Origin of the sequence: Intestinibacillus sp. Marseille-P6563, from assembly GCF_900604335.1 — a bacterium.
GTDB lineage: Bacteria > Bacillota > Clostridia > Oscillospirales > Butyricicoccaceae > Butyricicoccus_B.
The window spans coordinates 305,785-332,142 of the sequence record NZ_UWOD01000002.1; the positions used below are offsets into that span (position 1 = coordinate 305,785).

Consider the following 26,358-nt stretch of genomic DNA (forward strand, 5'->3'; position numbering starts at 1 on the left):
GATGCGTTTCCTTTATCCTCGCTGATAATCGCGGTGTACCGCGCTGGCGTTGCCGCCATGCGTGTTGATGTGCTCGGTCAGGGCTTCGGCAATGGCCACCGAACGGTGCTTGCCGCCCGTGCAGCCGACGCAGATGACCAGCGACGATTTGCCTTCCTTGGCATACCGCGGCAGCAAAAAGTCGATCAGGCCGCTCAGATGCCCCATCAGTTCGTCGGCGACACCGTCCTGGAACACATAGTCGCGGATGCACTTTTCGGTGCCATTGTGTTCGCGCAGGCTGATTTCATAGTACGGATTGGGCAGAAAACGCACGTCAAAGACCAGATCGGCCTCGGTCGGGATGCCATACTTAAACCCAAACGACTGGACGGTCACTTGCAGCAGGCTGCCCGGGTCGCTTTCGGTAAAAATCTGGATGAGATGCTCGCGCAGCGCGGCCACCGACAGATGGGTGGTATCCACCACATAATCGGCACGGCTGCGGACATTTTCCAGCATCTTGCGTTCTTCCTCAATGGCCTCGCGCATGCCCACGCCTTTTTTCATCAGCGGATGCTTGCGGCGGGTCTCCTTGAAGCGGTGAATCAGCGTCTCGGTATCGGTATCCAAAAACAGGATACTGTAATCACAGCCCATATCCCGGATGCTGTCGAGCGAACCGAACAGCTGCTCAAAATCCCCGCCGGCGCGCACGTCGGTCACCAAAGCGACCCGCTCATAGCGCTCAGCGGCCGCAAAGCAGACCTCGGCAAACTGCGGGATGAGCGCAATGGGCAAATTATCCACGCAATAAAACCCCAGGTCCTCCAGCGTGGCCACGGTACGGCTCTTGCCCGCGCCCGACATACCGGAAACAATCAAAAAATGCACGGTTCTACCTCCCTTACGATCCGATCCGGCGCACCTCGCACTCGAGCCGCACGCCGAATTTCTCATAGACTGTCTGTTGGATGTGTGCGATCAGACCCGCGACATCCGCGCAGGTCGCATTTCCCTGGTTGATGACAAAGCCCGCATGCTTTTCGGACACCTGTGCGCCGCCCACCGACGCGCCTTTGAGGCCCGCGTCCTCAATGAGCCGTCCGGCAAAGTATCCTTCCGGCCGTTTGAACGTGCTGCCCGCGCTCGGATAATTGAGCGGCTGCTTTTCCCGGCGACGGCGGGCAAAATCGTCCATCTTGGCGCGAATCTGCGCCGGATCGCCCGGCTGCAAGGCAAATTCGGCCTCCATTACCACCCAATCGGGGTGCTCTTTATAGGCGCTCATGCGGTATCCGAACCGGTGCTCCTCGCCGCGCAGCACCCGGCTGGCGCCTGTTTCGTCCAAATAGACCGACTGGGTGACCAGATCGGCCAGCTGTCCATCGTAAGCGCCGGCATTCATAAACACGCCGCCGCCCACGGTGCCCGGAATCCCGGCGGCAAATTCGGCGCCGGTCAGACCGGCATGCAGCGCGGCCTGCGCGACCTGAGCCAGGGTGGCCCCGGCTTCGGCCCGGATGTGGTTGCCTTCGACCCGCACGCCGTTGATGCCGCAGGTGCACAGCACAATGCCTTCGACCCCGGCGTCGCTGACGAGCAGGTTGGAGCCGCGTCCCACGACGGTCAGCGGCGCGCCCGTGGCGCGTGCGGCGGTGAACACTGTCAAAAACGCGCCCAGACTGCGCGGCTGCACAAAAATCTCGGCTGGGCCTCCAATTTGAAAAGTTGTATGCTTTTTCATCGGTTCGCCTTCGATCAGGCCGATTTCCGCGCGGACCGGTGTGATTTTTTCATAAAACGTACGATAATCCATGTTGTAGTTCCTCCATCAAACAACTCTATCGCATGTTATAGTATACCATATCTCGGCGCATCCGTACACCATTTTCAAAAATATGAAAAAGCCATCCCGCCCGGCAGGATGGCTTTTGTCCACTGGCTGTCAGCTCAGCCAGACTTCTTCACTTTCGTGCGTTTTGGCGCGGCGCATCAGTGCGGTAATGCCTTCCCGCACATCGCCGCCCTCGTACAGCACATGGTACATCGCTTCCACGATCGGCATATTGACGCCCATCTTTTTGGCCAGCATATATCCGGCTTCGGTCGCGTAATACCCTTCGACCACGGCGCCGACTTCTTCCATGGCTTCCTTAGCCGTTTTGCCCTGGCCGATGAGGATGCCCGCGCGGCGGTTGCGCGAGTGCATCGAGCAGCAGGTGACGATCAGGTCGCCCACGCCGGACAGCCCGGCAAAGGTATCCTGCCGCGCGCCCAGGGTCACGCCCAGGCGGGCGATCTCGGTCAGGCCGCGGGTCATAAACGCAGCCTTGGAGTTATCTCCGAGCCCCAAACCATCCGAAATACCGGCGCCCAAGGCGATGATGTTCTTAAACGCACCGCCGAGTTCTGCCCCGACGATGTCGGGCGAGGTGTACACGCGGAATACATCGCTCATGAACACATCCTGGGTCAGTTCGGCTGCCTGCCGGCTGGCCGAGGCGGCCACAATGGCGGTCGGCACGCCGCGCGAAACTTCCTCGGCATGGGTCGGGCCGGTGAGTGCGACGACCGGATTCTTGCCATGCAGCGCCCGGTCGATGGTCTCGGAAAAACGGCAATAGCCATGCTTGGCGTCCAGGCCCTTGCCTACATTGACCACCGGGATGCCTTCGGGCAGCACGGCGGCCAGGCTTTCGGCCGTGGATGCCACCGCAAAGCTCGGTACTGCCATGATGACCATTTCTGCATCTTGCACACCCGTCATCTCGTTGGTGATCTCGATTTCTTCTGGGATCTTCACACCGGGCAGCAACTTCTCATTGGCGCGCTCACGCTGCAAACGCTCGCACTCTTCCTTAAAGAAGGTCCACATGGTGACCTTGTGCCCATTGTTGTGCAGCAAAATCGCCAGGGCTGAACCCCAGCCGCCGCTGCCAAGAACAAAGATTTTCATGATTTATACCCTCATTTCTTTTCCGCGTCCTGTTCGATCTGCGGTTTGGAGTGGAAGGAAAACCGGTTTTCTTTGCCGGTCAGGATGCGCTTGATATTGGAGCGGTGCATGAAGATGACCGCTGCCGACATGCAGGCGGATACGACGGTCAGCCGCACGTCGTGATGGAAAATCTGCATGGTGATCGGAAAGCTGATGGCCCCCAGAATGGAGCCGAGCGACACCCAGCGGGTCAGCCCCACGGCGATCACAAAGAGGACAAACGCCACCAGAAAGATGCGCCAGTCCAAAAAGACCAGCATGGTCGCGCCGACGAGCACGCCCTTGCCGCCGCGAAAACCAAAGTACACCGGAAACACATGGCCCAGGATGACAAAGATCCCTGCCACCAGTTTGCCCATCATGCCGGCGAGCATACCGCCCACGGCCAGCGCAACCGCAGCTTTGCCGATGTCGCCCACCAGCACCAGCAGCGTTTTGCCCGCGCCCATGGTGCGGTAGGAATTGGTCAATCCGGCGTTGCCGCTGCCATAGGTGCGGATGTCCTTGCCGAGCGTCAGCTTACAGATGATGATGGCAAAGCTCAGCGAACCGAGCAGATAGGCGATGGCTGCGATGATGCAAAAATGAGATACCCCCATAGCTGTCCTCCTCTGATTCGGTTATTCTTTATCCCCGCGCTGGCGCACAACGATGCGCACCGGCGTACCGGTCAGGCCAAAGACCTCCCGGATCTGATTTTCGAGATAGCGCTGATAGGAGAAATGGAACAGCCGCGCATCGTTGCAGAAAAAGACGAACGTCGGCGGGGTCACACCAGCCTGGGTGACATAATAGATCTTCAGGCGGCGGCCCTTGTCGGTGGGCGGCTGGACGCGCGCGGTCGCCTCGGCCAGAATCGAGTTGAGCTGGCCGGTCGGGATGCGCTTATGGTTCTGCTCGTAGACTTCGGCGATCAGGCCGTAGAGCTTATCCACCCGCTGGCCGGTCAGCGCCGAGATGAACAGCACGGGCGCATAGGGCATATAGGCCAGGCCTTCGCGCACGCGCAGGGTGTATTCCTTCATCGTGCTGCCGTCCTTTTCGACCAGGTCCCATTTGTTGACCACCACGATGCAGGCCTTGCCCGCGTTGTGCGCTTCGCCCGCGACCTTGGTGTCCTGTTCGGTCACGCCTTCGGTCGCGTCGATCATGATGACGCACACATCGGCGCGCTCGACCGCCATAAGCGAACGCATGACCGAGAATTTTTCGATTTTTTCCTCGACCTTGGACTTCTTGCGGATGCCCGCGGTGTCGATGAAGGTGAACTTGCCGTGGGCGTTGTCCACATCGGCGTCCACACTGTCGCGCGTGGTGCCCGCGACGTTGGACACGATCACGCGCTCTTCGCCCAGCACCTTATTCAAAAGGCTGGACTTGCCCACATTGGGCTTGCCGATGAGTGCGACCCGGATGCGGCCTTCCTCCTCGCCATCCCCCTCTTCGGGCGGGAAGTGTTCATACACCGCGTCCAGCAGGTCGCCGGTACCGTAGCCGTGCAGGGCCGAAATGCCGAACGGGTCGCCCAGCCCCAGGTTATAAAACTCAAAGATGCCCGGGTCGGGTGCGCCCGGCTTGTCGCACTTGTTGACTGCCAGCACAATCGGCTTGCCCGAGCGCTGGAGCATGGAGGCGACTTCCTCGTCGGCCGCGGTCACACCGGTCTTGAGGTCGGTGATGAACACGATCACATCCGCGTGATGGATGGCCGCTTCGGCCTGGTAACGCATGAATTTTAAGATTTCGTTATCGTTTCGCGGCTCGATGCCGCCGGTATCGATGACCGAAAAGGTCCGGCCGCGCCATTCGCTGTCTGCATACAGGCGATCGCGCGTCACGCCCGGCGTGTCCTCGACAATGGACAGGCGCTTGCCGGCCAGACGGTTAAAAAGCTGCGACTTGCCGACATTCGGACGGCCGACAATCGCAACCGTAGGTTTCGACATGAGGGAAACCTCCTTATTCTTCAAAAATCTTGGCCAGCAGGTCGGCGCCGTCGATCTCGACCGGCACCACCGGCACTCCGATACGCGCGCTGACCTCGGCGGGCGTCAGGTCGTCCAAAAAGACATCGCCGCCGTCGCGCAGCATATTGGCCGAAATGAGCACCCGTTCGCCCAAATCCCGGCCTTCCAGTTGGGCGGCCAGGTCCTGGCCGGTGATGAGGCCAGCCACCGAAACGCCATGCCCAAAGAAGTCGTTGCGGATCTCCACAACTTTTCCGTCTAAATTATCGCACACCTGTCCGGCCTCGTCAATTAGTTTTGCCAAACTCGGACCGGCTGCCGTGCCGGTGGCGATGGTGAACGACCGCGCCGTGCGGCCCGCATAATCGGGCAGCGCCAGCCGGAACTCCTCCATAAACAGGGGCAGCATGCCGATGCCGTTTTCAAACTGGGTGAAATCCTCGTAATAATCGGCATCGGGCAGCGGCCGGCCGGCCTTGAGGTACAGTTCGTCCCCGCCCCAGGCCAGGCGCGTGCCATGCTTTGTAAGGCACTCGGCCGCAAAGGCTTCCACGATGTCCAGGATACGCCCCGCGCCCTCGACCGACGTGGGTTTGAGCGGATACAGTCCTTCGCGGTGGCGGGTCATGCCGAACGGCACGACCGAAATGCTGTTTACCGCCGGGAACAGGGCTTCCAGGTCGCGCAGCGACCGGACGAGCTCCTCCCCGTCGTTGAGACCCTCGCACACGACCAGCTGGCAGTTCATCGTAATGCCTGCCTCAGCAAAGCGCGGCAGCAGTTTCAGCGCTTCGCCCGCGCGCGGGTTGCGCAGCATCTGGACGCGCAATTCGGGATTGGTCGTCTGCACCGAAATGTTGATGGGCGAGATGTGCATGCGCAAAATGCGCTGCACGTCCTCCTCAGACAGGTTGGTCATCGAGATATAGTTGCCCATCAAAAAGGACAGGCGTGCATCGTCGTCCTTGACATACAGTGTATCACGCATACCGCGGGGAAGCTGGTCGATAAAGCAAAAGACACATTTGTTGGAGCACCGCTTCATTTTATCCATCAGGTAGTGCTCAAAATTCAGGCCCAGCGGTTCGCCTTCGGCCTTGCGCACCCGGACCTCCCGCGTCTGTCCGGCCGCATCCTGCACCAGCAGCGTCACGCGGCTGTCATAGCTGTAAAATTTCAGGTCGAGCACGTCCCGGATGGGCGCGCCGTCGATCTTGAGCAGCGTTTCCCCGGCCTGGACACCGGCGCGCGCGCAGGGCGAACCCGGGTCGACCGATACGATTTTGGACGCCATGCCGTCCCTCCTTTCCCAAAAGTCCACACATGAAAATAGGGAAAGCCGGAGCTTCCCCTATCCTTCATTTCGATTTGATTACGCCTCAGTCTTGACAACCTCACGGCCGTTGTAGTAGCCGCAAGCCTTGCACATTCTGTGGCCCAGCTTGAACTCACCGCAGTTCGGGCACTTGGTCATGCCGGGGAGCGAAAGCTTCCAGTGGGAGTTACGTCTCTTATCACGTCTTGCTTTGGACGTTTTTCTCTTAGGTACTGCCATGTGGTAACACCTCCTACCTCTATGTTCTGTTTATTTGCAACCTAGTTTGGATCCTTCTTGTCCCCCAAAAGGGCGGCAAGCGCCGCCAGGCGTGGATCCACCTGCTTGGACTCGCACGTGCATGCGGTCACATTGCGGTCCGCACCGCAAACCGGGCAAAGCCCTTTGCAGTCCTCCTTGCAGAGATAGGTCATGCGCACCTGTAACAACAACTCGGGGATGAGCACATCCTCGACTTCCACCGTGTCCTCGGTCAGAAGGAAAACTTCGTCCTCCTCTTCTCCTTCGCGGGAAAGCACAGTCTCGACCTGCGCTTCGAGCGGCACATCGAGCGGTTTCAAGCAGCGCGCGCAATGGGTGGAATACACCGCCTGCACGCCAGCCGTCAACTTGAGCACGCCCAAATGGTTGACGATCTCGCCTTCGTATTGCACTGGCTGCTGGAACGGATATTCACCGTACACCGCTTCGGCCGACAGATCAGCCTGGCCGGCAAACGGGATTTTGCTTCCATACACGCCGCTGAGTTTTTTTAGATCAATCCTCATACCTACCTCACATGGTACATCTGATAGTATACTATACTCAAATTGGGTTTGTCAACAAAAATACGCACGAAAAGCATATTTTCTTTTTGCCTTCGCTGCGTTATACTAAAAGGGAACAACAAAACGGAGGAGTTTCCTTGAAAGAATACATCATTTCCAAAAACGACAGCGGCCAGCGCCTGAATAAATTCCTGGAAAAGGCTGTCCCCCTGCTCCCGCCCGGGCTGATGCACAAATATTTCCGGTTAAAGCGCATCAAAGTCAACGGCAAACGCTCGGAGCCGGCTTACCGCCTGGTCGAAGGCGACCTGATACAATTATACATCAACGATGAATTTTTTGAAACCCCTTCCGAACAAGAAGCCTATCAAAAAATTCAGACGCCGCGCCTGTCCATCGTCTACGAGGACGAGCACATCCTGCTGGCCGACAAAAAGCCCGGCATGGTCGTCCACGCCGACGAGCAGGGCGATACCGATACGCTCATCGCCCATATCCAGGCGTACCTCTACCAGACGGGCCAGTGGAACCCGGCCGACGCTCTGTCCTTCACCCCGGCGCTGTGCAACCGCATCGACCGCAACACGGGCGGCATCGTCATCGCGGCCAAGACCGCCGAAGCCCTGCGGGTGATGAACGACAAAATCAAGCAGCACGAACTGACCAAGCGGTATCTGTGCGTCGTACACGGCACCCCTGCCCCGCGCAAGGGCCTGATCGAAAACTATCTGCGGCGCGACGAAAAGCGCAAACAGGTGCAGCTTTTCGACCATCCCGCGCCGGGCGCCAAGATCGCCAAGACGGTCTATCGCACCCTGGCCAGCCGGGATGGGCTGTCGCTCGTCGAGTGTACGCTGCTGACCGGCCGCACCCATCAAATCCGCGCCCACATGGCGTCTCTGGGCTGCCCGCTGCTCGGCGACGGCAAATATGGCCGCAATGAGCAGAACAAGCGCTACCGCGAAACCGGCCAGCTGCTGTATTCGTACGCGCTGACCTTCCAGTTTCAGTCGGACGCCGGAGCGCTCGCGTATCTGAACGGCCGGACGTTCACGGTGCAAAACATTCCGTTTGTGCAAAAGTATTTCCCGGATTGGAAATGCAAACCGGAATCCCTCTAAAAGAAGCATCTTTTCCGCTCTATGCACCCTTTTGCAATACTTTTTCTGCTACATTCTTGGATATCTGTCATATTCCCGTTAAGGATTGCTTTGTGTATTGACTCCCTCCCTGGGGCGCGTTAAAATGAGAAAAACAGAGCAAATTTTCTCTGTATTGTAAATTATTTTCGGTCAAGGAGGGGTGTTATGAAAAAGGCATTGGTTCTGATGGTCCTGGCGATCTCTGCAATGGGATTGCTCACAGCCTGCGGGTCCAGCAGCAGTGACACCGGAGGTCTGCGCGGCGTCACCGAAGAAGAATATGAAGAGGCTCGCCAGGCTGTCATCGACGCCGACCGTGAATGGCGGGATGAAAATTTGTTCTAAGCAACGGTCCATGAATTTCTTGTGCGCAACCACGATATCAAAGTCCAGCTAAGAAATGTCAAGAGGTGATATAAAAAAAGTTAAAGTTCTTACAGCCGCGAAAAAAGGGTAACCTTAACAGACCATCCCGATATATTGGATTGGCCGCAAACTAAATATTGAGAGTGCCGTGCTGATTATGCGGCTTTGCGTATCTTGTCTGGATGCTCTGCGGCAAAACGCCTGCAGTGTTCCTCCGGAGGGATGACCTCGAAGGGTTTGTTATCCCGGAGCATGGCAAAGATGATGTTGCAGATCTTATGCATGACAGCGCCCATTGCTACCGGCTTTTTCTTGCCGGAACACTTCCGGGCGTAATAGTCGTAAACTACAGGATTCACAGGCGTACCGCTCCTCTTATCAACCTTTACGTTATTGAGCGCAGCCATGTGAAGGACACGTCTGGCAAGGCTGGAGCCACGTTTGGACATATGGACTTTATCGCCATTGAGTTTCCCAGACTGTTTTACCGCAGGGTCAAGCCCAAAGTAAGCGTAAAGCTTTTTCGGGGAAGAAAAAAGTTTAAAATCGCCCATCTCCGCGATCAGGACGACTGCGCTTAAGAAACCGATCCCGCGCAGGGACTGCAGAAGACAGATCTGGTCATAGACCAAAGTATCCTGCAGCCGGTCTACCGTCTCGTGGAGCGCCTTCAGGAGTGCGTCCAGATGCTTCTGGTATTCCTGGTAAGTATCAATATAAAGGCGGATGCGGACAGCATTGCTGGGAAGCGCCCTTCCGAAAACAGCAGCGTCCTGTGCGGCAGCAATGATGGCGTTATACTTACGCAAAGCATAAGCTTCGCCAAAACGTGCCGTACTGCGGATGATCTCCACGATATCGTCTTTAGAAGCGGCAAGCATGTCCTTAGCAAGAGGATAAGCGCTCAGCAGCTTTAAGGAAGACTGTGTGGTGATTTTGCTGAAGACTTTCGCATAAGCGGGGAAAGACACTTTCAGTTCGGCAGTGAGCTTCAGGGCAACGGCAGACTGGAGGTCTTTGAAATAATAATAATCACGGACCAGGTTTCTCAGATCGACAACGGAATTATCGGGGATGATGGAAGTCTTGAGAGAAACGTTCAGGCCAACAAGGGCAGCCTTTTTCGAGTCGAATTTATCATTATGCAGTTTCCTTATGTTGATATTTGTGCTATTCTTAGTGATGATAGGATTAATGACTGAGCAGTCAAACCCCTTATCACGAAGGAAGCACAGGAGCGGGATGTGGTAGATCCCGGTAGACTCAAGGAAGCAGCGGCTTTTGAGAGAATACGTCTCTTGCGCTTCCTTTATTTTTGCGACAGCCAGGTCTCTGGAGCCTGGATCCGAATGGACGATTTTAAAGGGCTTCCCGGTAAAAGAACCGTTAGGGAGGGCGATAGACATCCAGGTAAAATCAGCGCCGACATCAAGGCCGACAGAGAGGTGAGAAGAAACGCTGTCAATAAGTGCAAGTAATCTTTTGTAATGCATAGAAAATATCCTTTCCGGCAGGCATCCATTTCCAAAAGGCGGATACACAACCTAGCGGCTTATACAGGTATAGCCTGAGGCTTCCCAACCAGCCAAACCATAAATCACCACCGAATGGACAGACAGACTTTCTAAGAGGTTTTCCCGGCGGGAGGCCGGGTCCCAAGGAGGAAACGTCAATTGCCCTGCCTCAGTGATTATACCTCATGATCTGATCTGGTGCATCATGGAAGCCTCAGACACGGTAAGGAAACAATAACTTCTGATGGAGAGGGAATCCCTCCTTCAGTTATTCATTTAGACTTTGTAACTATTAAACCGTAGTCATTATTGACTACACCATTATTATACTAGGAGGAAAAGTTATGAGTTTCACACCCAAGTATCTGTTGGAAGCCCGCTCGTTTATGTCCGGTTCTGCGGGGGAAAAAGCAAGGGCAGAACTAAAAGCCCGGGAAGCGACCAAGACCATCGTGAAAAATGCGGCGGTCGGTGGAGTCGTGGCCGGCCCGGCAGGGGCGGTTGTCGGCGCACTGGTCGGCAAGGCCAAACATGACATCAAAAACAAGTAATTTCATAAGCGCAAAAAATCCCCCGGCTGCGGCCGGGGGATTTTTGTTCTTACAGGATCTTTTCTTCGTCCTTAACGTCCTTCATCGACAGGTTGATGCGGCCCTTGTCATCGATTTCCATGACCTTGACCCAAACCATGTCGCCGACCTTGACAGCATCCTCAACCTTTTCTACACGGTGGTTGGCCATCTTGGAGATGTGAACCATACCATCCTTGTTGTTGGTCAGGTTAACGAATGCGCCGAAGTTCATCAGACGAACAACCTTGCCATAGTAGATTTCGCCGACTTCCGGCTCCTTAACGATGGCTTCGATCATCTGCTTGGCAACCGCAGCATCCGATGCCTTGACGGCCGCAATGGTGATGACGCCGTCGTCGTTGATGTCGATCTGTGCACCCGATTCGGCAACGATCTTCTGAATGACGCTGCCGCCCTTGCCGATGACTTCACGGATCTTGTCCGGGTCGATCTGCATGGTGGTCATCTTGGGCGCCCAGTCGGATACGTCCGCGCGCGGCTCGGCGATCGCCTTGAGCATGATCTCGTCCAGAATGCCATAACGGGCAACGCGGCACTTCTCAAACGCCTGCTTGATGATGTTCGGGGTCAGGCCGTCGACCTTGATGTCCACCTGGATAGCGGTGATGCCCTTCTTGGTACCAGCGACCTTAAAGTCCATATCGCCGTAGAAGTCCTCGACGCCCTGGATGTCGGTAAAGGTGGTTTCCTGGCCGCCGTCGGTAATCAGGCCGCAAGAGATACCAGCAACCGGTGCCTTGATCGGCACGCCAGCATCCATCAGGGCCAGAGTCGAACCGCAGACAGAGCCCTGCGAGGTCGAGCCGTTGGACGAAATAACTTCCGAAACCAGACGCAGCGCGTACGGGAATTCCTCGACGCTCGGGATGACCGGCAGCAGCGCACGTTCTGCCAGCGCACCATGGCCGATCTCACGACGGCCGGGGCTGCGGGACGGGCGGGTTTCGCCGACCGAGAAGGACGGGAAGTTATAATGATGGATATAACGCTTTTCCTTTTCTTCAAAGATGGTGTCGAGCTCCTGCGCATCGCCCAGGGTGCCCAGGGTACACAGAGTCAGTACCTGCGTCTGGCCACGGGTGAACATACCCGAACCGTGTACGCGCGGCAGGATGCCAACTTCGGCAGCCAGCGGACGGACTTCTTCCATGCCGCGGCCATCGACGCGCTTGCCATTGGCCAGCCAGCGGCGAACGATCTTCTTCTGCAGCTTGTCTACGCACTCGGCCAGATTGGCGCCGTGCTCTTCCAGATACGCTTCGTCCAGGGTTTCCTGGAAGGCGTCGACGATCTCGCGCACGCCCGCGTCGCGAACGGTCTTGTCGTCGGTGTCCATCGCCATTTCGAATTTGTCGTTGCACTCTGCCTCGAGCTTGTCGAACAGGTCGTGGTCGATGTCGTGATGCTCATATTCGAACTTCGGCTTGCCGATCTCATCCTTGATGCTCTGGATGAAGGCACAAACCTTCTTGATTTCCTCATGGGCTTCCATGAGGGCGTTGAACATGTCGTCCTCGGGCACTTCCTTGGCGCCGGCTTCGATCATGACGATTTTATCCTTGGTCGCGCACAGGGTCACGTCCATTTCGCTGACCTTGCGCTGCTCGCTGGTCGGGTTGATAACGACCTTGCCGTCTACGATGCCGACCTGGCAGCCGCCAACGACGTAGTCGAACGGAATGTCCGAAATGGAAACCGCGATGGACGCGCCCAGCAGAGCGACGACCTCGGGCGAGTTGTCATAGTCGTTCTCGAGCACCGTGCAGACGATGGAAACGTCGTTGCGGAGGTCCTTCGGGAACAGCGGACGCATCGGGCGGTCGATCTGGCGGGATGCCAGGATGGCCTTTTCGCTCGGACGGCCCTCACGGCGCATGAACGAACCCGGGATGCGGCCAACCGCATACAGGCGCTCTTCAAAGTCGACCGAGAGCGGGAAGAAATCGATGCCGTCGCGCGGCTTGGCCGACGCGGTCGCGGTGACGAGCACAGCGGTCTCGCCGTAGCGTACCAGGCACGAGCCATTGGCGAGCTGTGCCATTTTGCCGGTTTCAACGGTCAGCTTCCGGCCTGCAAAGGTGGTTTCAAACACGCGGTAGTTTTTGAAATCAAAATGGTTGATATTGCTCATAACTGCCTCCTATTTGTGTTTTCATGGCCCGGTGTCCCGGGCGGGCGGAACGGAAAACCGACAGTTTTTAGCACTTGAAGCGCAGGCCGTCGGATACGGCTTGTCCTTCAACTGCTAATAACTGCGGATCCCGCGTTTGCGTGAAGCTGGATTACAAAGCGGAAAAGGGGGGCGGAGCCCCCCTTCCAAAAATTACTTACGGATACCCAGCTTCTTGATGAGCTCACGGTAACGGTTGATGTCCTTGCGCTGCAGGTATGCGAGCATGCTGCGGCGCTGGCCGACCATCTTCAGCAGGCCACGACGGGAGTGATTGTCCTTCGGATGCTGCTTCAGGTGCTCAGTCAGCTCCTGGATGCGAGCGGTCAGGATTGCAACCTGTACCTCCGGCGAACCGGTATCAGTTTCGTGCGTACGATTTGCCTCGATGACCGAGGTCTTGACTTCCTTACGGATCATGGGAAATTCACCTCATAAAAAATTTTTCAGTCCCCGCATGCTGCGTAAAAGGCTGGTGATGTGGCGCGCTGAACGTGCCGTGTCCCCTCAAACGAAACATGGGGCAAAACTAATAGTAGTTTACCACGGACTTTGCCGTTTGTAAAGTTTTTTTTGGAAACTCTTGCGCATGAATTTCTCCCTGCAAAGTATAGTTTGGCAATGTGCTGATTTGTTTACAGTCTATTCACAAAAATTTTATGAAACTTTCATATTGCAGGATTCGACGGCAATGGAGTATAATTTTTATCACAATGTGACACGTTTGGTGTCCAGAAAGATACGTTTTTTGTGAATAACGCGGCGGGGCTGTGCAATAGTGTGGCCTGATGCCGCGTTTTTTCATCTTCATTTTGCAAGTTTTCCTGCAGCCCATCCGGGCTGCTTTTCTTATTTGCGGCGTGTCTCCCGCCCAAAAGCGTATTCCCGCTCGGCGGCCGGCTGCTCCCGCCGCTGGCGCTGCTGCCGCGCGCGGGCCAACCGATTGGTCACAGCCATGCGCGCCACGCACGACAAAAAGACCAGGATCGTGGCACCCAGTGCCAGGCCCAGCCAATAGATCTCGGTAATAAAGTGCGACGTCAGCTTGGCTGCCGCATATTCCAGCCCATAGAGCGGACGCACCAAAATATCCAGCCAGGCGATCCATGCCGCCCCTGGAATTTCATTCAGTTCGATAAACATCAGGGCACACACGGCACCGGCGACCGAACGCACGAACACCCCGATGCCATAAATGGCTTGCAGCGTCAACAGGGTACGCACGCGGGCAAAATTCCCGATCGCCGTCACCAGCAGCAAAACGACCACATATACACTGGATGCAATACATTGTCCGCGGCTGGGTCCCTCCGACCAGCGCCCCAGATAGGTGGAAACCAACACCGCACAGGCAATCCAGGCAGACACTCCCCCTGTCAGCCAGACCGCCCAGGTCAGACGTTCCTCTGTCATGCTCCGTTTCCCCATGTATCTTCCTCTTTTCTCTCTCACAAGAAAAAGGGGCGCGATCTTTACAAGCGCGCCCCTCTCCGTGTATCCTGCCGCTTATTGAACGATCTCTTTCGCCGCAGCCGCCAAAGCTTCCACCTTGGCGTCAGCGGACGCCTTGTCCTCTGCCTTTGCCATAATATAGACTTTGACCTTGGGTTCGGTACCCGACGGACGGATGATAAAGGTCGTGCCGCCTTCCAGTTCATAGTATAGCACGTTCTGACCCTTCATTTCCAGTGTTTCCGTGGTGCCGTCTGCCGTGCACGTACGGGTACCCGGCTGATAATCGCGCACATATTCGACCTTATGGCCGGCAACCTGTGCCAGCGGCCGTACGCGCAGTTCGGTCATCAGTTCCTTCATGCGCTCCAGGCCGGAAACGCCCGGCATGGTGATCGAAATGGTCTGCTCGGAATAGAAGCCGTATTTTTCATACATAGTCTGCATGGCATCATACAGCGTCATGCCCTTGGTACGGTAGTAGGCAGCCATTTCCGCAATCAGCATCGAAGCGGTCACGGCATCCTTATCGCGTGCGTAATCGCCGGCCAGATAGCCATACGATTCTTCAAACGCAAACAGATATTCGTGCGAGCCCGAGGTTTCCAGCTGCTTGATCTTCTCGGCCAGGAATTTAAAGCCGGTAAAGGTGTCAAAGCAGTCGACGCCGTTCTTTTCGGCCACGGCGCGCGCCATCTCGGTCGTAACGATGGACTTGAGCAGCGCCGGATGCTCGGGCATGGTGCCGGTCAGCTTCTTGGCTGTAATGACATAGTCGCTCAGGAGAACGCCCACCTGGTTGCCGGACAGCGTGATGTAGTCGCCCGTCTTGTCACGCAGGACGATGCCGGTGCGGTCGGCATCCGGGTCGGTGCCGATGATGAGGTCAACGTCATGCTCCTTGGCCATGGCGATAGCCAGGTTGAAGCCTTCCTTATTTTCCGGGTTCGGGCTCTTGACGGTCGGAAAATCACCGTCGATCACCATCTGTTCGGGCACGCACAGGATGTGCTTATAGCCGATGCGCTTTAAGATTTCGGGCACCAGACGATAGCCTGCGCCATGGAACGGCGTATAGATGAGCTTAAACTCGTCGGCCACCTGTTTGACGCAGTCGGGATTGATCGCAACCGCCAGCACCTGCTTGAGATATGCTTCGTCGGTCTGCCAGTCCATCATCTGCACCAGACCGTCGGCCTTAGCCTTATCGAAGTCCATGGTCTTGATGTCGCGGAACAGATCGAGCGCATCCATCTCCTTGGCGACCACGTCGGCTTCCTTGGGCGGAAGCTGCGCGCCGTCTTCCCAGTAGACCTTATAGCCGTTGTATTCCTTGGGGTTGTGAGAGGCGGTGATGTTGATGCCCGCAATGGTACCATAATACCGAATGGCAAAGGACAGTTCGGGCGTGGGACGCAGTTCATCGTACAGCTTGACCTGAATGCCGTTGGCCGCCAGGATGCAGGCAGCCAGATGGGCAAACTCGGGCGAATAGTGACGCGAATCATAGGCGATCGCCACGCCGCGCCGCATGGCATCTTCGCCATTTTCGCGGATGAGGTTAGCCAGGCCCTGCGTTGCCGCGCCGACCGTAAAGCGGTTCATGCGGTACAGGCCCGTGCCCAGGATGCCGCGCAGTCCGGCTGTGCCAAACGAAAGCGGTGCAAAGAAGCGGTCGCGGATGGCTTCTTCATCTCCTTCGATGGCCTGCAGCTCGGCGCGTTCGTCTGCGCTCAGAGCATCAGAATCCAACCAGCGCTTATATTCGGACATAAAATCCATCTTTTGATCACCTCATGATTATTTTTGTGTAGATACCTTAGAAACATTATACAATATTTTCTGTATATTTGGAAGCCTTTTTTACAAAACAGCACAACGATTATCTAATTTTTACCAACTTTTCACACAATTTTACCCCAAAACCCTGCCAAAATCAAAGCGACAGGCCGAAATTCGGTCTGTCGCTCTGGAAAAAATTTATAACGAACGATAAATATCCGGGCAGGTTTCCAGCGAAACCGGCTCGATTTGCCCCGATTTTTGCGCGCGAAGCAGCGCATCGGCGGTCACGGCAGCCGCATAACCGTCCCAGCTGGACGGTCCGCGCAGATGCCCGGCTTGCAGGTCCTCCACCCACTCTTGCAATTCCAAATCATACGCATCCAAAAAGCGCAGCACCCAGTCGGTTTCCAGGGCGGTGTACCGTTTGGCCTCGGCGCGCACGAGCAGCCCAGACGGGTCGGGCATACGCAGCACCCCATTTTCGCAGACCACTTCGCACTGGATGTCATAACCATACCGGCAGTTGACCGATACTTCCAAATCGATGCACACGCCGCCCCTGGTCTGGAACATCATAATTTGTGGGTCGCGCAGTACGCTGGCATCGGCATTGGCCGTCTGCCGCGGGAAGCGCACTTGCACGGTTTCGTAGTCCTCGCCCAGCAGCCAGCGGGTGACGTCGATCTCGTGGATGGCGGTCTGCGTGACCGACATCTCGGTAGTAAAGTGTCCATGGGGCGCGATATTGCGGTGGGCACAATGAATCATGAGCGGCTTGCCCCAGGTGCCACTTTCGACCGCCTGTTTGAGCTGTCGGTATCCGCGGTCATACCGGCGCATGAACCCGACCTGAACCATCCGCTTGCCGCATGCGACTTCGGCCTGCACGATCCGGCGGCAGCCCGCCGCCGTAATGGCCAGCGGCTTTTCACAGAACACCGGCTTTCCGGCTTCCAGTGCCCAGAGCACCTGTTCCTCGTGCCGCTCGCTGGGCGAAGCCAAAATGACGGCATCCACATCCTCGGCCCGGAGCAGGCTCTGCACATCCGGCTCGACCCGCGCGCCGCAAAGGGCGGCCACCCGCTCTGCCGGTCCGCGGCTGCGGGACGCAACCGCCGTGACCCGTGCGCCGGAGATCTTCTCTGTGATGCGGCGCACATGATCTTCCCCGATCTGCCCTGCGCCGACCATACCGATGCGAATTTCCATGGTCGTTCCTCCTGCTCATGTGAATTTTCATATTTTTAATCTTGAATCTTTCGAAAAATCAATAGGATATTTTCAAGTTTATTATAATGATTTTCCACAATTCTTTCATATATTTTCCTGCGATTTTTCAAGATAAATCATACCATTCTTGCGATTGTGCAAAAAGAACGGGCGAGCCTTCTTGGCTCGCCCTTTGGCGATGGACTTTTATTTGCCAGCGCACAGCAAAAATACCGTTTCCCCGGCCAGCATCATAGTATAACTGCCCAGGGTGCGGCCGCGCGTCAGCAAAAGCTGGCTGACCGACTGGTTTTTAAAGTGCAGCGCGGTCAGCGCCAGCTGGGTCTGGCTCAGCCGTTCCAGGCTGTCGGCGGCGACGACCACCCGCACATGGGAATTTTTCTCCTTGAGCGCCGCCAGCGTTTCATGGATGTCGGCCACGCCGGTGCCGACAAACGCGGCGTCCGGTGCGGGCGCAGACTGGATGACGTCCTTCCACTTGCCCGGCGCCGGGCACAGGTTCCAGCCGCCGAGCGCTTCGCGGTTGCGCACCAGCAGCGACATTTTGTCTTCGTTTTCTTCAAACGCATACACGCGGCCTTCACAGGCTTTGCGCGCCAGTTCCAGACCTACCGCACCGTTCCCGGCTGCCATGTCATAGACGGTCTCGTCGGGCTTTACGCGCAGCAGATTGGCCGCATTCCAGCGCACTTCCTGCCGCAGCATGCCGTCCATGCCGACCAGATCGGTGTCGAAGATCGGACGGTTCGGGTCGGCCGGCGCCTGCTGGAACAGCAGCAAAAGCGCCGGAGCGGCGAATTTTTTGTTGCGCAAAAGCTGCGCGGTCTGATCGACAATATGCTCGCGGCCGGTACCCAGCCGGGTGCCGACGACCACGCGTAGCCGTCCCAGTCCGGCAGCGCACAGCTGGGTGCAGACCGCGGCTGGGGTGTGGTTGCCTTCGAGCAGAAGGCAAACTTTACTATGGTAAGACAAGGCGGCGAGCAAATCCTGTTTGCCGCTCTCCATCCAAAACACATCGTCATAGCTTTCGCCGATCTGGGCGCATAAATATTGCAGGCTGCTCATGCCGGGATAGACTTCGACCGAACCATGCGGCTCCAAAACCTTGCGCATGGCGTCCAGCCGGGCATAAAATCCAGCATCTCCGGACACTAAAATGGCAATCTGTTCGCTGGTGGATTCGGCCGCCCGCTCGGCAAGATCGGCCGCCGGACACAGTTTCCAATCCTTGCGCAGCGCAGCGAGCGCACCCGCCGTCCGCCCAGTGGCATAGGCTTCCTGAGCCTTGATGATGACCTCCTGGGCCCGGCCGGTCAGCAGACCGGACTGGCCGGGGCCTGCGCCGATGATGGAAAATGTTCGGCTCATGTTGCGATTCCTCCTCTATAAAAGCGCGGCATATCCGCGGAAAAAATTGAATTCAGTGGTTTTAGTATAGCAAAAATTGTCGGACAAGTAAACCTCCCTTTTCCTCCGGCCACGCAAAAAGGAGGAGCCAAACAGCTCCTCCTTTCGGTTATTCTGCCTTGCGGTACAGCACCAGCGATTCATATGGCCGCAGATGCAGCTTGCTTCCAATCGACGGGTCGGCGTAGTTGGACAGCAGGCAGGTAAAGCCGGTCAGGTCGACCGGGCATGCCCACTCGGCCGGTTTGCGGTAAAAATTGTTGATGACCACCAGCTGTTCGCCCTTCCACTGACGCATATAGGCCAGGATGGTCGGGTTTTCGGCGTCCAGCGGCTGAAAATCGCCATAGGCGATCACATCATACTGCTTGCGCAGCGCAATCAGCTTCTGATAATGGGCAAAGATCGAATCCGGGTCGTCCACCTGGGACGCGGCGTTGATTTTGGTGTGGTTGGGGGTAATTTCAATCCACGGCGTGCCTTGGGTGAAACCAGCCTTCTCGGTGCCGTCCCACTGCATCGGGGTGCGGCTGTTGTCGCGCGAATGCACGCGCAGGATGTCATACGCGCTGTCCTCGTGCAGGCCACGGTCGCGCAGGATGTGGAAATGGTTGATGCTCTCCACGTCGCGGTACTGATCGAGCGAGGTAAAGCCCGGATTGGTCATGCCGATCTCTTCGCCCTGGTAGACATACGGCGTGCCGCGCAGGCAGTGGATGACCGTGCCCAGCATCTTGGCCGACGGCGCCCAATATTCGCCCTCGTCACCAAAGCGGGACACCACGCGCGGCTGGTCATGGTTGCACCAGAACACCGCGTTCCAGGCATCGTGCTCGGCCATGCCGGTCTGCCAGGAGAACAGGATGTTTTTCAGTTTCGCAAAGTCGAACGGCACCAGCACCCACTTCTCGTTGCCGACAAAGTCTACCTTCAGGTGATGGAACGAGAATACCATGCTCAGTTCGCCGGTGTCCGCGCCCGCATAGCGGTAGCAGTTTTCCATGGTCGTGCTCGACATTTCGCCAACGGTCACAAATTCGGCGTCCGTGCCAAAGGTGGCCTGGCTCAGTTCGTGCAGGTATTCGTGGACGCGCGGGCCATCGGTGTAGAATCGGCGGCCGTCGCCCTCATAGTCGGACTCATACGAGCCCTTGCTGATGAGGTTCACGACATCAAAGCGGAAGCCCTTGGCGCCGCGGTCCATCCAGAACCGGACCACGTCCCGCAGTTCCTCGCGCACCCGCGGATTTTCCCAGTTGAGGTCAGCCTGGGTGCGGTCGAACAGATGCAGATACCACTTGCCCTTTTCCGGGACGTATTCCCATGCGTTGCCGCCGAATTTGCTTTCCCAGTTGTTCGGGGGCGTGCCGTCCGCACCACCTTCGCGCCAGATGTAGAAATCTTCGTATTCCTTGTCGCCCGCGAGCGCTTTCTGGAACCACTCGTGCTTGGTCGAGGTGTGGTTAAAGACCATGTCCAGCATGATGCGGATGCCGCGCTTGTCGGCCTCGCGGCAAAGCTGCTCAAAATCCTCCATGGTGCCAAAGCGGGGGTCAATCGCGCGATAATCGGCGATGTCATACCCGTTGTCGCGCTGGGGCGATACAAAGAACGGGTTCATCCAGATATAGTCGACGCCCAGCTTTTGCAGATAATCCAGCTTGGCGGTCACGCCACGCAGATCGCCCATGCCGTCGCCATCGGTATCGTAAAAGGATTTGGGATACACCTGATAGACAACGCTCTTACGAAAATCAAACATTCTTTTTCCTCCTTATGCCAGTTCGGCGCAGACCGTCTGGCCGTGCTGGACTTCCAGACCGGTGTGGAAGGTCATATTTTCATGGCCCGCCGGTTCGGTCACAACAAATACGGTGGTTTTGGGATGCCCGGCTGCTGCAATTTTGTCGGGCGAGAAGGTGATGAGCTTGTCGCCCGCCCGGACCTGGTCGCCTTCGCGAACAAACAGGGTAAAGCCATCGCCCTGCATATCGACCGTGTCGATGCCGATGTGAATGAGCAGTTCGGTGCCGTCAGCAAGGGCAAGGCCGCAAGCGTGGCGGCTGTCCTCCATGACGACCGAAACCGTCGCATCCGCCGGGGCATAAATCGTATCGCCGGACGGTTCAAAGGCCATGCCCTGGCCCATCACGCCCTGCGAGAACACCTCGTCGGGCACTTCGGCCAGCGGCAGCGTGCGGCCGTCGCAGATGGCTTTGAGCGAAACGGCTGCCTTTTCGGCCGGAGCCTGAACGGCTGCCGGTGCAGGAGCGGCTTCCACCGCCGGAGCAGGTTCCATCACGCGGTCTTCGCGGGACAGCTTGCGGCTGCCGACAAGAAAGGTCAGAACAAACGGGACAACGATGGCGGTGAGCATTGCGAGCAGGAAGTTGATCCAGTATTCCGGGAAGATGGACAGGATGCCCGGCAGACCGCCGACGCCGATGCTCACGGCGGTGACGCCGGTACCGATCGAGATCATGGCCGCGCAGGCCGAGCCGATCATACCACAGATGAGCGGGAAACCATATTTCATATTGACGCCGAACAGAGCCGGTTCGGTGACGCCGAGATAGCAGGAGATGCACGCCGGGATGTTGACCTGCTGAGCGCGTTCATTGCGCTTTTGCAGGACGGACATAGCGAGTACAGCCGAACCCTGGGCGATGTTGGACAGCGCGATCATCGGCCAGAGGTTGGTGCCGCCGTAGGTATTGACCAGCTGTGAGTCGATGGCATTGGTCATGTGATGCAGGCCGGTCATAACGATCGGTGCATACAGCAGGCCGAACAGAGCGGCAAAAATGAGCTTGAAGTTGGAAGCCAGGCCCATGTTGACGATGTTTGCGATAACGTCGCCGATCTTCCAGCCGATGGGGCCGACGATGGTGTGTGCAATCAGCACCGCCGGAACGAGCGCGCAGAACGGCACCATGACCATGCTGATGACTTCGGGACAGATTTTCTTAAAGAACTTCTCCAGATAGACCAGAACAAAGCCGGCCAAAATCGCGGCGACGACCTGGCCTTGGTAGCCGATCATCTGCACCTGGGCAAAGCCGAAGTCCCAAACCGGGATTTCGCTGGCCGGGGTGGTCGCGACCGAGAAGCCGTTTAACAGCTGCGGGGAGATCAGCGTCAGGCCGAGAACGATACCGAGAATCTGGGTGGTGCCCATTTTCTTGGTGATCGACCAGGTGATGCCGACGGGCAGGAAGTGGAAAATGGCTTCGCCGATCAGCCACAGGAAGCTGTACAGGCCCGCCCAGAACTGGGACACGTCGGCCAGCGACTGGGTGCCGCCGTTCAGCAAATCGACTTCACCGATGATGTTGCGGAAGCCGAGCACCAGACCGCCGCAGATGAGGGCCGGAATAATCGGCGCGAAAATCTCGCCCAGGGCGCCCATGATGCGCTGCAAGGGATTCTGGTTGGTCTTAGCGGCATTCTTGACTGCGTCCTTGCTCACGCCCTCGATGCCAGCATACTTGGTGAATTCCTGATAAAAATTGGCCACGTCGTTGCCGATGATGACTTGGAACTGGCCCGCCTGGGTGAAGGTGCCTTTGACACACGCAATGCTTTCAATCGCTTTTTCGTCCGCGTTTTTCGGGTCGACAAGCACAAAGCGCATGCGCGTCATACAGTGGGATACGGCCTGGATGTTTGCCTTTCCGCCAATGGCGTCCAGCAACTGCCGCACTTCGTTTTGGTATTTTGCCATGGTCAAACCTCCTGCGATTCTCTTTTCTCTTAACTTGTTTAAACAAGTTGTGTACTGTGTTAAGGATACAACTTGCACCCCCAAAATACAAGAAGTGGAATACACAAAAATGACACAACTTTTTTGGGCGAAATGCCTGTTTCCCCAGTGCATAGCAAGGAAATTCCAGCAAGACATTTGGCATTCTTTGCGGTATAATAGATACCGTAATGTCGATTCATCACGAGGTGCACCATGCCCAAAGCAAAATATGAACAACTTTATCAGGTGCTCAAAGAGCGCATCGAGTCCGGCCTCTACCCTGCCCAGGAACTGCTCCCCTCCGAGCATGCGCTGGTGCAGGAATTTTCTTGTTCGCGCAACACGCTGCGCCGCGCCATCGGCGAACTGGTGCGCGTCGGCTATGTGCAGACCATGCAAGGCAAGGGCGTGCGCAACATCTTTCAGCCCGCCCGGCAGGCGACCTTCACCCTGGGCACCATCGAATCCTTTTCCGAATCCGCGGCCCGCAACCGTTCCAGCGGCGCCAATCAGGTGGTCTACTTCAAAGCCTTAACCGCCAATCGAGCGCTTTGTGAAATCACTGGCTTTGCTGTCGGTACGCCGCTTTATTATTTGCAGCGTCTGCATTTTATGGACGGCCGCGCGCTCATCTTGAACCACAGCTATTTCCGGCAGGATGTGGCGCAGGGCCTGACGCCCGAAATCGCATCCGGCTCCATTTACCGCTACTTGGAGCAAACGCTGCATGTGTCCATCATCAACAGCAAGCGCGTGGTCACGGTGGAAAAAGCCACGGGGCTGGACCGCAAATATCTGGACCTCGGCGACATGGATTGTCTGGCCGTGGTCAGCAGCCAGACCTATAACAGCGACGGCGTGATGTTTGAATACACCCAGTCGCGCCACCATCCCGGTTTTTTCCGGTTCCAGGACAATGCGGTGCGCCGCTCGGGCGCACTTGGATAAAAAAAGACCCCAGGAAAAAATTGGACTGCCCCAGATTGTGCGGACAGTACAAAAAAGAGCCCTGGTAGGAAAGATTGAGTTTTAAGCGGAGAGGCGTCGCGTAAGCGGCGCCTCTCCAGTCTTTAGCTGGATGCGCTCATGGTTGTAAAAGTAGATGTAGCGGTCAATCATTTCATTGGCTTGCGAGAAGGTAGCCGGTTTGTGGCGGTAGATGCACTCTGTTTTGAGGATAGAGAAGAAATTTTCCGCCATAGCGTTGTCATAAGGATTTCCACGTCTTGACATAGACGGCGTAATGCCGTATGTTTGAGTTAGCTCAAAATATGCTTGTGAGGCGTACTGAGCACCCTGGTCGCTGTGGAGCTGCAACTCCGCAGCGGCCCTCTTTTTCTCTTGCTTCATTGCCAGACGAATGGTGTCCAGAACCAGATTCACCGTTTGTTCCGTTCCGGTTTTGTAAGCCACAATACTGTTGTCATAGAGATCCCGGATCATGGACAGGTACAGTACGCCCTGCTTAGTGTGGATGTAGGAGATGTCCGTTACCCATTTGCTGTTGGGCTTGTCGGCCTGAAACTGCCTGCTTAGCAGATTCTCGTACTTGTGGAGCTGCTGCCCCATCTGCTGCCATTTCCTGCGTCGGCGGATTTCTGAGAGCAGATCATATTTCTTCATAATTCGCAGCACTGTTTTTGGATTACAGAAAATATTCTGGTTCTTCAGCCATAGACACATCCGCCGGTAGCCGTAGGTGCGGAAGCTGCGTTCCCGCTGTTGTCCAATTAGTTCTGCAAGAGCTGCGTCCTTCTCCGGCTTACCAAGGCGATGGACGAAGGCATAGTATCCGCTTCTGGATACTCCAAAGAATTTGCACATAACTGCCACGGGATACTCTGCTCTGTGACGATATATAATGTGATATTTTACCTTTGCCCTCACTTCCTTCCTATGCAGTGCAGAAAATCCCGCAGCAGTTTATTCTCCATACGAAGTCGCTGGATCTCATGTGCCTGCTCGGTTACAATATCTCTTGGTGCGGCATTTGTTCTTGGCCGCCCTTGGGGCCGCGCAAGGATGCCAGCTTCTAACATACGTTTTTTCCTCCGTTCACGCTTAAGTAGACTTTTTATCACCTGCTTATCCTGAAAACCGTAATATTCTGCAACTTCCCGCTGGGTTTTCCCCGCTGCCAGCATAGCCTTGATTTCTGGCAACAGCACTTGAATGTGTGTGTATTTTCGTTTCTCCATGACAAAACCCCCTGATGTAGTCTATTTTCCTACATCAGGGGGTTTTTGTCACTGTCCATTTTTACTGGACCGGTTCAAATTTTTTCCCAGGGTCTTTTTTCTTATGCGTTTTCGGAAAATTCGGCCAGTTCCAAGCCTTCGTTGTGGTCGGTCGCCCAGGAGATGTTCCACGGGCTGGTGAACAGCAGCAGATAATTGCCGCGCATGTCCTGTACCACCTTGGTGTCGCTGGTCAGTGTCAGCTTGTGATAATCGAACGTGTCCAAATCGATGTTTTCAATCCAGCGCAGATGCTCGTACGGCAGCATCTCGCGGATGACTTCCACGTTGTATTCATTCTTCAGGCGATATTCGAGCACTTCAAATTGCAGCTGGCCAACCACGCCCACGATGACTTCTTCCATACCGGAAGCCGGTTCGCGGAAGATCTGGATGGCACCTTCCTGCGCGATCTGCTCGACACCCTTAACAAACTGCTTGCGCTTTAAGGTGTCCTTCTGCCGCACGCGGGCGAACAGTTCGGGTGCAAAGGTCGGGATGCCCGAGAAGGTGCACTTGCGGGCCGGGTCGCAGACCGTATCGCCAATGGAGAAAATGCCGGGGTCGAACACACCGATGATGTCGCCCGCGTAGGCTTCGTCCACGATCGAGCGGTCCTGCGCCATGAGCTGCTGCGGCTGGGCCAGCTGCATCTTGCGGCCGCCCTGCACATGCCACACGTCCTTGCCGCGCTCGAACTTGCCCGAGCAGATGCGCATAAAGGCAATGCGGTCGCGGTGCGCCTTGTTCATGTTGGCCTGAATCTTAAAGACAAAGGCCGAAAAATGGTCCTCAAAGGGGTCGATCTCCCCCACGTCGGCCTGACGGGCGGTCGGCGGCGGGGTCATGACCAGGAACTTCTTCAAAAACGGTTCGACGCCAAAGTTGGTCAGCGCCGATCCAAAGAACACGGGCGACAGCTTGCCATGATGCACGGCGTCCAGATCGAACTCGTCGCCCGCGCCCGAAAGCAGCTCGATGTCGTCCGAGAGCGTGCTGTACTGCTGCTCGGTCAGCAGGTCTTTCAGTTCGTCCGAACCGAATTTCAGGTGGGTCGCTGCGACTTCGTGCCGGGCGTCTACGCCCTCGAAGGCGATGACCTCATCGTCCATGCGGTCATACACGCCCTTGAACTCCTTGCCCGAGCCGATCGGCCAGTTGACCGCAAAGGTGCCGATGCCCAGTTCGTTTTCGATCTCCTCGAGCAGTTCATACGGGTCGCGCGAATCGCGGTCCATCTTATTGATGAACGTAAAAATCGGTACCCCGCGCATGGCACAGACCTTGAACAGCTTGCGGGTCTGCGCCTCGACGCCCTTGGACGCGTCGATGACCATGACCGCCGAGTCGGCCGCCATGAGCGTACGGTAGGTGTCCTCAGAAAAGTCCTGGTGGCCCGGGGTGTCCAGAATGTTGATACATTTATCGCCATAGCGGAATTGCAGCACCGAAGACGTGACCGAAATACCGCGCTGTTTTTCGATCTCCATCCAGTCGGACACCGCATGGCGGCTGTTTTTCTTGCCCTTGACCATACCGGCTTCCTGAATGGCGCCGCCATACAGCAGGAATTTCTCGGTGATGGTGGTTTTACCGGCGTCCGGGTGCGAAATGATGGCAAACGTGCGCCGGTTCCCTATTTCCTGTCTTAAATCAGACAACGT

General features: G+C 56.6%; 24 protein-coding genes. 4 read left to right on the forward strand and 20 right to left on the reverse strand.

Going from position 1 to position 26,358, the window contains the following annotated elements; translation table 11 throughout:
- Positions 1–12 precede the first annotated feature (12 nt).
- The 8 genes from rapZ to EFB11_RS09685 form a co-directional block, all read right to left on the reverse strand.
- Positions 13–873: an RNase adapter RapZ gene (gene rapZ / locus EFB11_RS09650; RefSeq protein WP_122790035.1), complete on the reverse strand. Its 861-nt coding sequence runs from the start codon at positions 871–873 to the stop codon at positions 13–15.
- Positions 874–886: 13 nt separating this feature from the next.
- Positions 887–1,798 (reverse strand): UDP-N-acetylmuramate dehydrogenase, encoded by a 912-nt coding sequence (gene murB / locus EFB11_RS09655; RefSeq protein WP_122790036.1) that lies wholly within the window; start codon positions 1,796–1,798, stop codon positions 887–889.
- A 129-nt stretch (positions 1,799–1,927) separates the two neighbouring features.
- Entirely contained in the window at positions 1,928–2,938 is a 1,011-nt protein-coding gene (locus EFB11_RS09660; RefSeq protein ID WP_122790037.1) for an NAD(P)H-dependent glycerol-3-phosphate dehydrogenase, read from the reverse strand.
- A gap of 11 nt (positions 2,939–2,949) precedes the next feature.
- A complete protein-coding gene (gene plsY, locus EFB11_RS09665) occupies positions 2,950–3,579 on the reverse strand; it encodes a glycerol-3-phosphate 1-O-acyltransferase PlsY (protein WP_122790038.1) in 630 nt (209 codons plus the stop codon).
- Between the two features lie 21 nt (positions 3,580–3,600).
- A complete protein-coding gene (der, locus tag EFB11_RS09670; protein WP_122790039.1) occupies positions 3,601–4,926 on the reverse strand; it encodes a ribosome biogenesis GTPase Der in 1,326 nt (441 codons plus the stop codon).
- A 13-nt stretch (positions 4,927–4,939) separates the two neighbouring features.
- Entirely contained in the window at positions 4,940–6,241 is a 1,302-nt protein-coding gene (locus EFB11_RS09675) for a DUF512 domain-containing protein (protein ID WP_122790040.1), read from the reverse strand.
- Positions 6,242–6,319: 78 nt separating this feature from the next.
- On the reverse strand, positions 6,320–6,502 hold the full coding sequence (rpmF, locus tag EFB11_RS09680) for a 50S ribosomal protein L32 (protein WP_122790041.1): 183 nt from the start codon (positions 6,500–6,502) through the stop codon (positions 6,320–6,322).
- Between the two features lie 41 nt (positions 6,503–6,543).
- A complete protein-coding gene (locus EFB11_RS09685; RefSeq protein WP_122790042.1) occupies positions 6,544–7,050 on the reverse strand; it encodes a YceD family protein in 507 nt (168 codons plus the stop codon).
- A gap of 137 nt (positions 7,051–7,187) precedes the next feature.
- On the opposite strand from EFB11_RS09685, the gene EFB11_RS09690 reads away from it, so the two are divergent.
- The gene (locus EFB11_RS09690) at positions 7,188–8,171 is read left to right on the forward strand and encodes an RluA family pseudouridine synthase (protein ID WP_122790043.1); all 984 of its coding nucleotides are present in this window, start codon (positions 7,188–7,190) and stop codon (positions 8,169–8,171) included.
- A 186-nt stretch (positions 8,172–8,357) separates the two neighbouring features.
- Positions 8,358–8,537, forward strand: coding sequence for a hypothetical protein (locus EFB11_RS09695; RefSeq protein WP_122790044.1), 180 nt, complete (start codon positions 8,358–8,360; stop codon positions 8,535–8,537).
- 176 nt (positions 8,538–8,713) lie between these two features.
- Here the strand turns inward: EFB11_RS09695 and EFB11_RS09700 are convergent, their stop codons facing one another.
- Entirely contained in the window at positions 8,714–10,051 is a 1,338-nt protein-coding gene (locus tag EFB11_RS09700; protein ID WP_122790045.1) for an IS110 family transposase, read from the reverse strand.
- A gap of 365 nt (positions 10,052–10,416) precedes the next feature.
- Between EFB11_RS09700 and EFB11_RS09705 the strand changes: the two genes are divergently transcribed.
- Positions 10,417–10,623 (forward strand): hypothetical protein, encoded by a 207-nt coding sequence (locus tag EFB11_RS09705; protein WP_122790046.1) that lies wholly within the window; start codon positions 10,417–10,419, stop codon positions 10,621–10,623.
- A gap of 49 nt (positions 10,624–10,672) precedes the next feature.
- On the opposite strand, the gene EFB11_RS09710 is transcribed toward EFB11_RS09705, so the two are convergent.
- From EFB11_RS09710 to treP, 8 genes are all read right to left on the reverse strand, one after another.
- Entirely contained in the window at positions 10,673–12,796 is a 2,124-nt protein-coding gene (locus EFB11_RS09710; protein WP_122790047.1) for a polyribonucleotide nucleotidyltransferase, read from the reverse strand.
- A gap of 192 nt (positions 12,797–12,988) precedes the next feature.
- Complete coding sequence (rpsO, locus tag EFB11_RS09715) at positions 12,989–13,255, reverse strand: 30S ribosomal protein S15 (protein ID WP_122790048.1); 267 nt, start codon at positions 13,253–13,255, stop codon at positions 12,989–12,991.
- Between the two features lie 429 nt (positions 13,256–13,684).
- A complete protein-coding gene (locus EFB11_RS09720) occupies positions 13,685–14,263 on the reverse strand; it encodes a hypothetical protein (protein ID WP_122790049.1) in 579 nt (192 codons plus the stop codon).
- Positions 14,264–14,341: 78 nt separating this feature from the next.
- Positions 14,342–16,069 (reverse strand): phospho-sugar mutase, encoded by a 1,728-nt coding sequence (locus EFB11_RS09725; RefSeq protein WP_122790050.1) that lies wholly within the window; start codon positions 16,067–16,069, stop codon positions 14,342–14,344.
- 198 nt (positions 16,070–16,267) lie between these two features.
- Entirely contained in the window at positions 16,268–17,281 is a 1,014-nt protein-coding gene (locus tag EFB11_RS09730) for a Gfo/Idh/MocA family protein (protein WP_122790051.1), read from the reverse strand.
- A gap of 207 nt (positions 17,282–17,488) precedes the next feature.
- Positions 17,489–18,673: a precorrin-6y C5,15-methyltransferase (decarboxylating) subunit CbiE gene (cbiE, locus tag EFB11_RS09735; protein WP_122790052.1), complete on the reverse strand. Its 1,185-nt coding sequence runs from the start codon at positions 18,671–18,673 to the stop codon at positions 17,489–17,491.
- A gap of 148 nt (positions 18,674–18,821) precedes the next feature.
- Positions 18,822–20,474 (reverse strand): alpha,alpha-phosphotrehalase, encoded by a 1,653-nt coding sequence (treC, locus tag EFB11_RS09740; protein WP_122790053.1) that lies wholly within the window; start codon positions 20,472–20,474, stop codon positions 18,822–18,824.
- Positions 20,475–20,486: 12 nt separating this feature from the next.
- Positions 20,487–22,436, reverse strand: coding sequence for a PTS system trehalose-specific EIIBC component (gene treP / locus EFB11_RS09745; RefSeq protein WP_122790054.1), 1,950 nt, complete (start codon positions 22,434–22,436; stop codon positions 20,487–20,489).
- Between the two features lie 234 nt (positions 22,437–22,670).
- Here treP and EFB11_RS09750 point away from each other — a divergent pair, with 234 nt between their 5' ends.
- On the forward strand, positions 22,671–23,405 hold the full coding sequence (locus EFB11_RS09750) for a GntR family transcriptional regulator (protein ID WP_122790055.1): 735 nt from the start codon (positions 22,671–22,673) through the stop codon (positions 23,403–23,405).
- A gap of 81 nt (positions 23,406–23,486) precedes the next feature.
- Here the strand turns inward: EFB11_RS09750 and EFB11_RS09755 are convergent, their stop codons facing one another.
- The 3 genes from EFB11_RS09755 to EFB11_RS09765 form a co-directional block, all read right to left on the reverse strand.
- Positions 23,487–24,290, reverse strand: a complete 804-nt coding sequence (locus tag EFB11_RS09755) for an IS3 family transposase (protein WP_243115205.1) — start codon at positions 24,288–24,290, stop codon at positions 23,487–23,489.
- A 50-nt stretch (positions 24,291–24,340) separates the two neighbouring features.
- The gene (locus tag EFB11_RS09760) at positions 24,341–24,655 is read right to left on the reverse strand and encodes an imidazolonepropionase (protein WP_122790057.1); all 315 of its coding nucleotides are present in this window, start codon (positions 24,653–24,655) and stop codon (positions 24,341–24,343) included.
- 101 nt (positions 24,656–24,756) lie between these two features.
- Positions 24,757–26,355, reverse strand: a complete 1,599-nt coding sequence (locus EFB11_RS09765) for a peptide chain release factor 3 (RefSeq protein ID WP_122790058.1) — start codon at positions 26,353–26,355, stop codon at positions 24,757–24,759.
- Positions 26,356–26,358: the final 3 nt, after the last annotated feature.

Coding starts and splice junctions, on each gene's coding strand:
- EFB11_RS09720 (WP_122790049.1), bottom strand. CDS start 14,263: ATGGGGAAACGGAGCATGACAGAGGAACGTCTGACCTGGGCGGTCTGG.
- EFB11_RS09705 (WP_122790046.1), top strand. CDS start 10,417: ATGAGTTTCACACCCAAGTATCTGTTGGAAGCCCGCTCGTTTATGTCC.
- EFB11_RS09710 (WP_122790047.1), bottom strand. CDS start 12,796: ATGAGCAATATCAACCATTTTGATTTCAAAAACTACCGCGTGTTTGAA.
- rpmF (WP_122790041.1), bottom strand. CDS start 6,502: ATGGCAGTACCTAAGAGAAAAACGTCCAAAGCAAGACGTGATAAGAGA.
- EFB11_RS09675 (WP_122790040.1), bottom strand. CDS start 6,241: ATGGCGTCCAAAATCGTATCGGTCGACCCGGGTTCGCCCTGCGCGCGC.
- EFB11_RS09760 (WP_122790057.1), bottom strand. CDS start 24,655: ATGGAGAAACGAAAATACACACACATTCAAGTGCTGTTGCCAGAAATC.
- EFB11_RS09660 (WP_122790037.1), bottom strand. CDS start 2,938: ATGAAAATCTTTGTTCTTGGCAGCGGCGGCTGGGGTTCAGCCCTGGCG.
- EFB11_RS09750 (WP_122790055.1), top strand. CDS start 22,671: ATGCCCAAAGCAAAATATGAACAACTTTATCAGGTGCTCAAAGAGCGC.
- treC (WP_122790053.1), bottom strand. CDS start 20,474: ATGTTTGATTTTCGTAAGAGCGTTGTCTATCAGGTGTATCCCAAATCC.
- plsY (WP_122790038.1), bottom strand. CDS start 3,579: ATGGGGGTATCTCATTTTTGCATCATCGCAGCCATCGCCTATCTGCTC.
- murB (WP_122790036.1), bottom strand. CDS start 1,798: ATGGATTATCGTACGTTTTATGAAAAAATCACACCGGTCCGCGCGGAA.
- EFB11_RS09730 (WP_122790051.1), bottom strand. CDS start 17,281: ATGGAAATTCGCATCGGTATGGTCGGCGCAGGGCAGATCGGGGAAGAT.
- der (WP_122790039.1), bottom strand. CDS start 4,926: ATGTCGAAACCTACGGTTGCGATTGTCGGCCGTCCGAATGTCGGCAAG.
- cbiE (WP_122790052.1), bottom strand. CDS start 18,673: ATGAGCCGAACATTTTCCATCATCGGCGCAGGCCCCGGCCAGTCCGGT.
- EFB11_RS09695 (WP_122790044.1), top strand. CDS start 8,358: ATGAAAAAGGCATTGGTTCTGATGGTCCTGGCGATCTCTGCAATGGGA.
- rpsO (WP_122790048.1), bottom strand. CDS start 13,255: ATGATCCGTAAGGAAGTCAAGACCTCGGTCATCGAGGCAAATCGTACG.
- treP (WP_122790054.1), bottom strand. CDS start 22,436: ATGGCAAAATACCAAAACGAAGTGCGGCAGTTGCTGGACGCCATTGGC.
- EFB11_RS09725 (WP_122790050.1), bottom strand. CDS start 16,069: ATGGATTTTATGTCCGAATATAAGCGCTGGTTGGATTCTGATGCTCTG.
- EFB11_RS09700 (WP_122790045.1), bottom strand. CDS start 10,051: ATGCATTACAAAAGATTACTTGCACTTATTGACAGCGTTTCTTCTCAC.
- EFB11_RS09685 (WP_122790042.1), bottom strand. CDS start 7,050: ATGAGGATTGATCTAAAAAAACTCAGCGGCGTGTATGGAAGCAAAATC.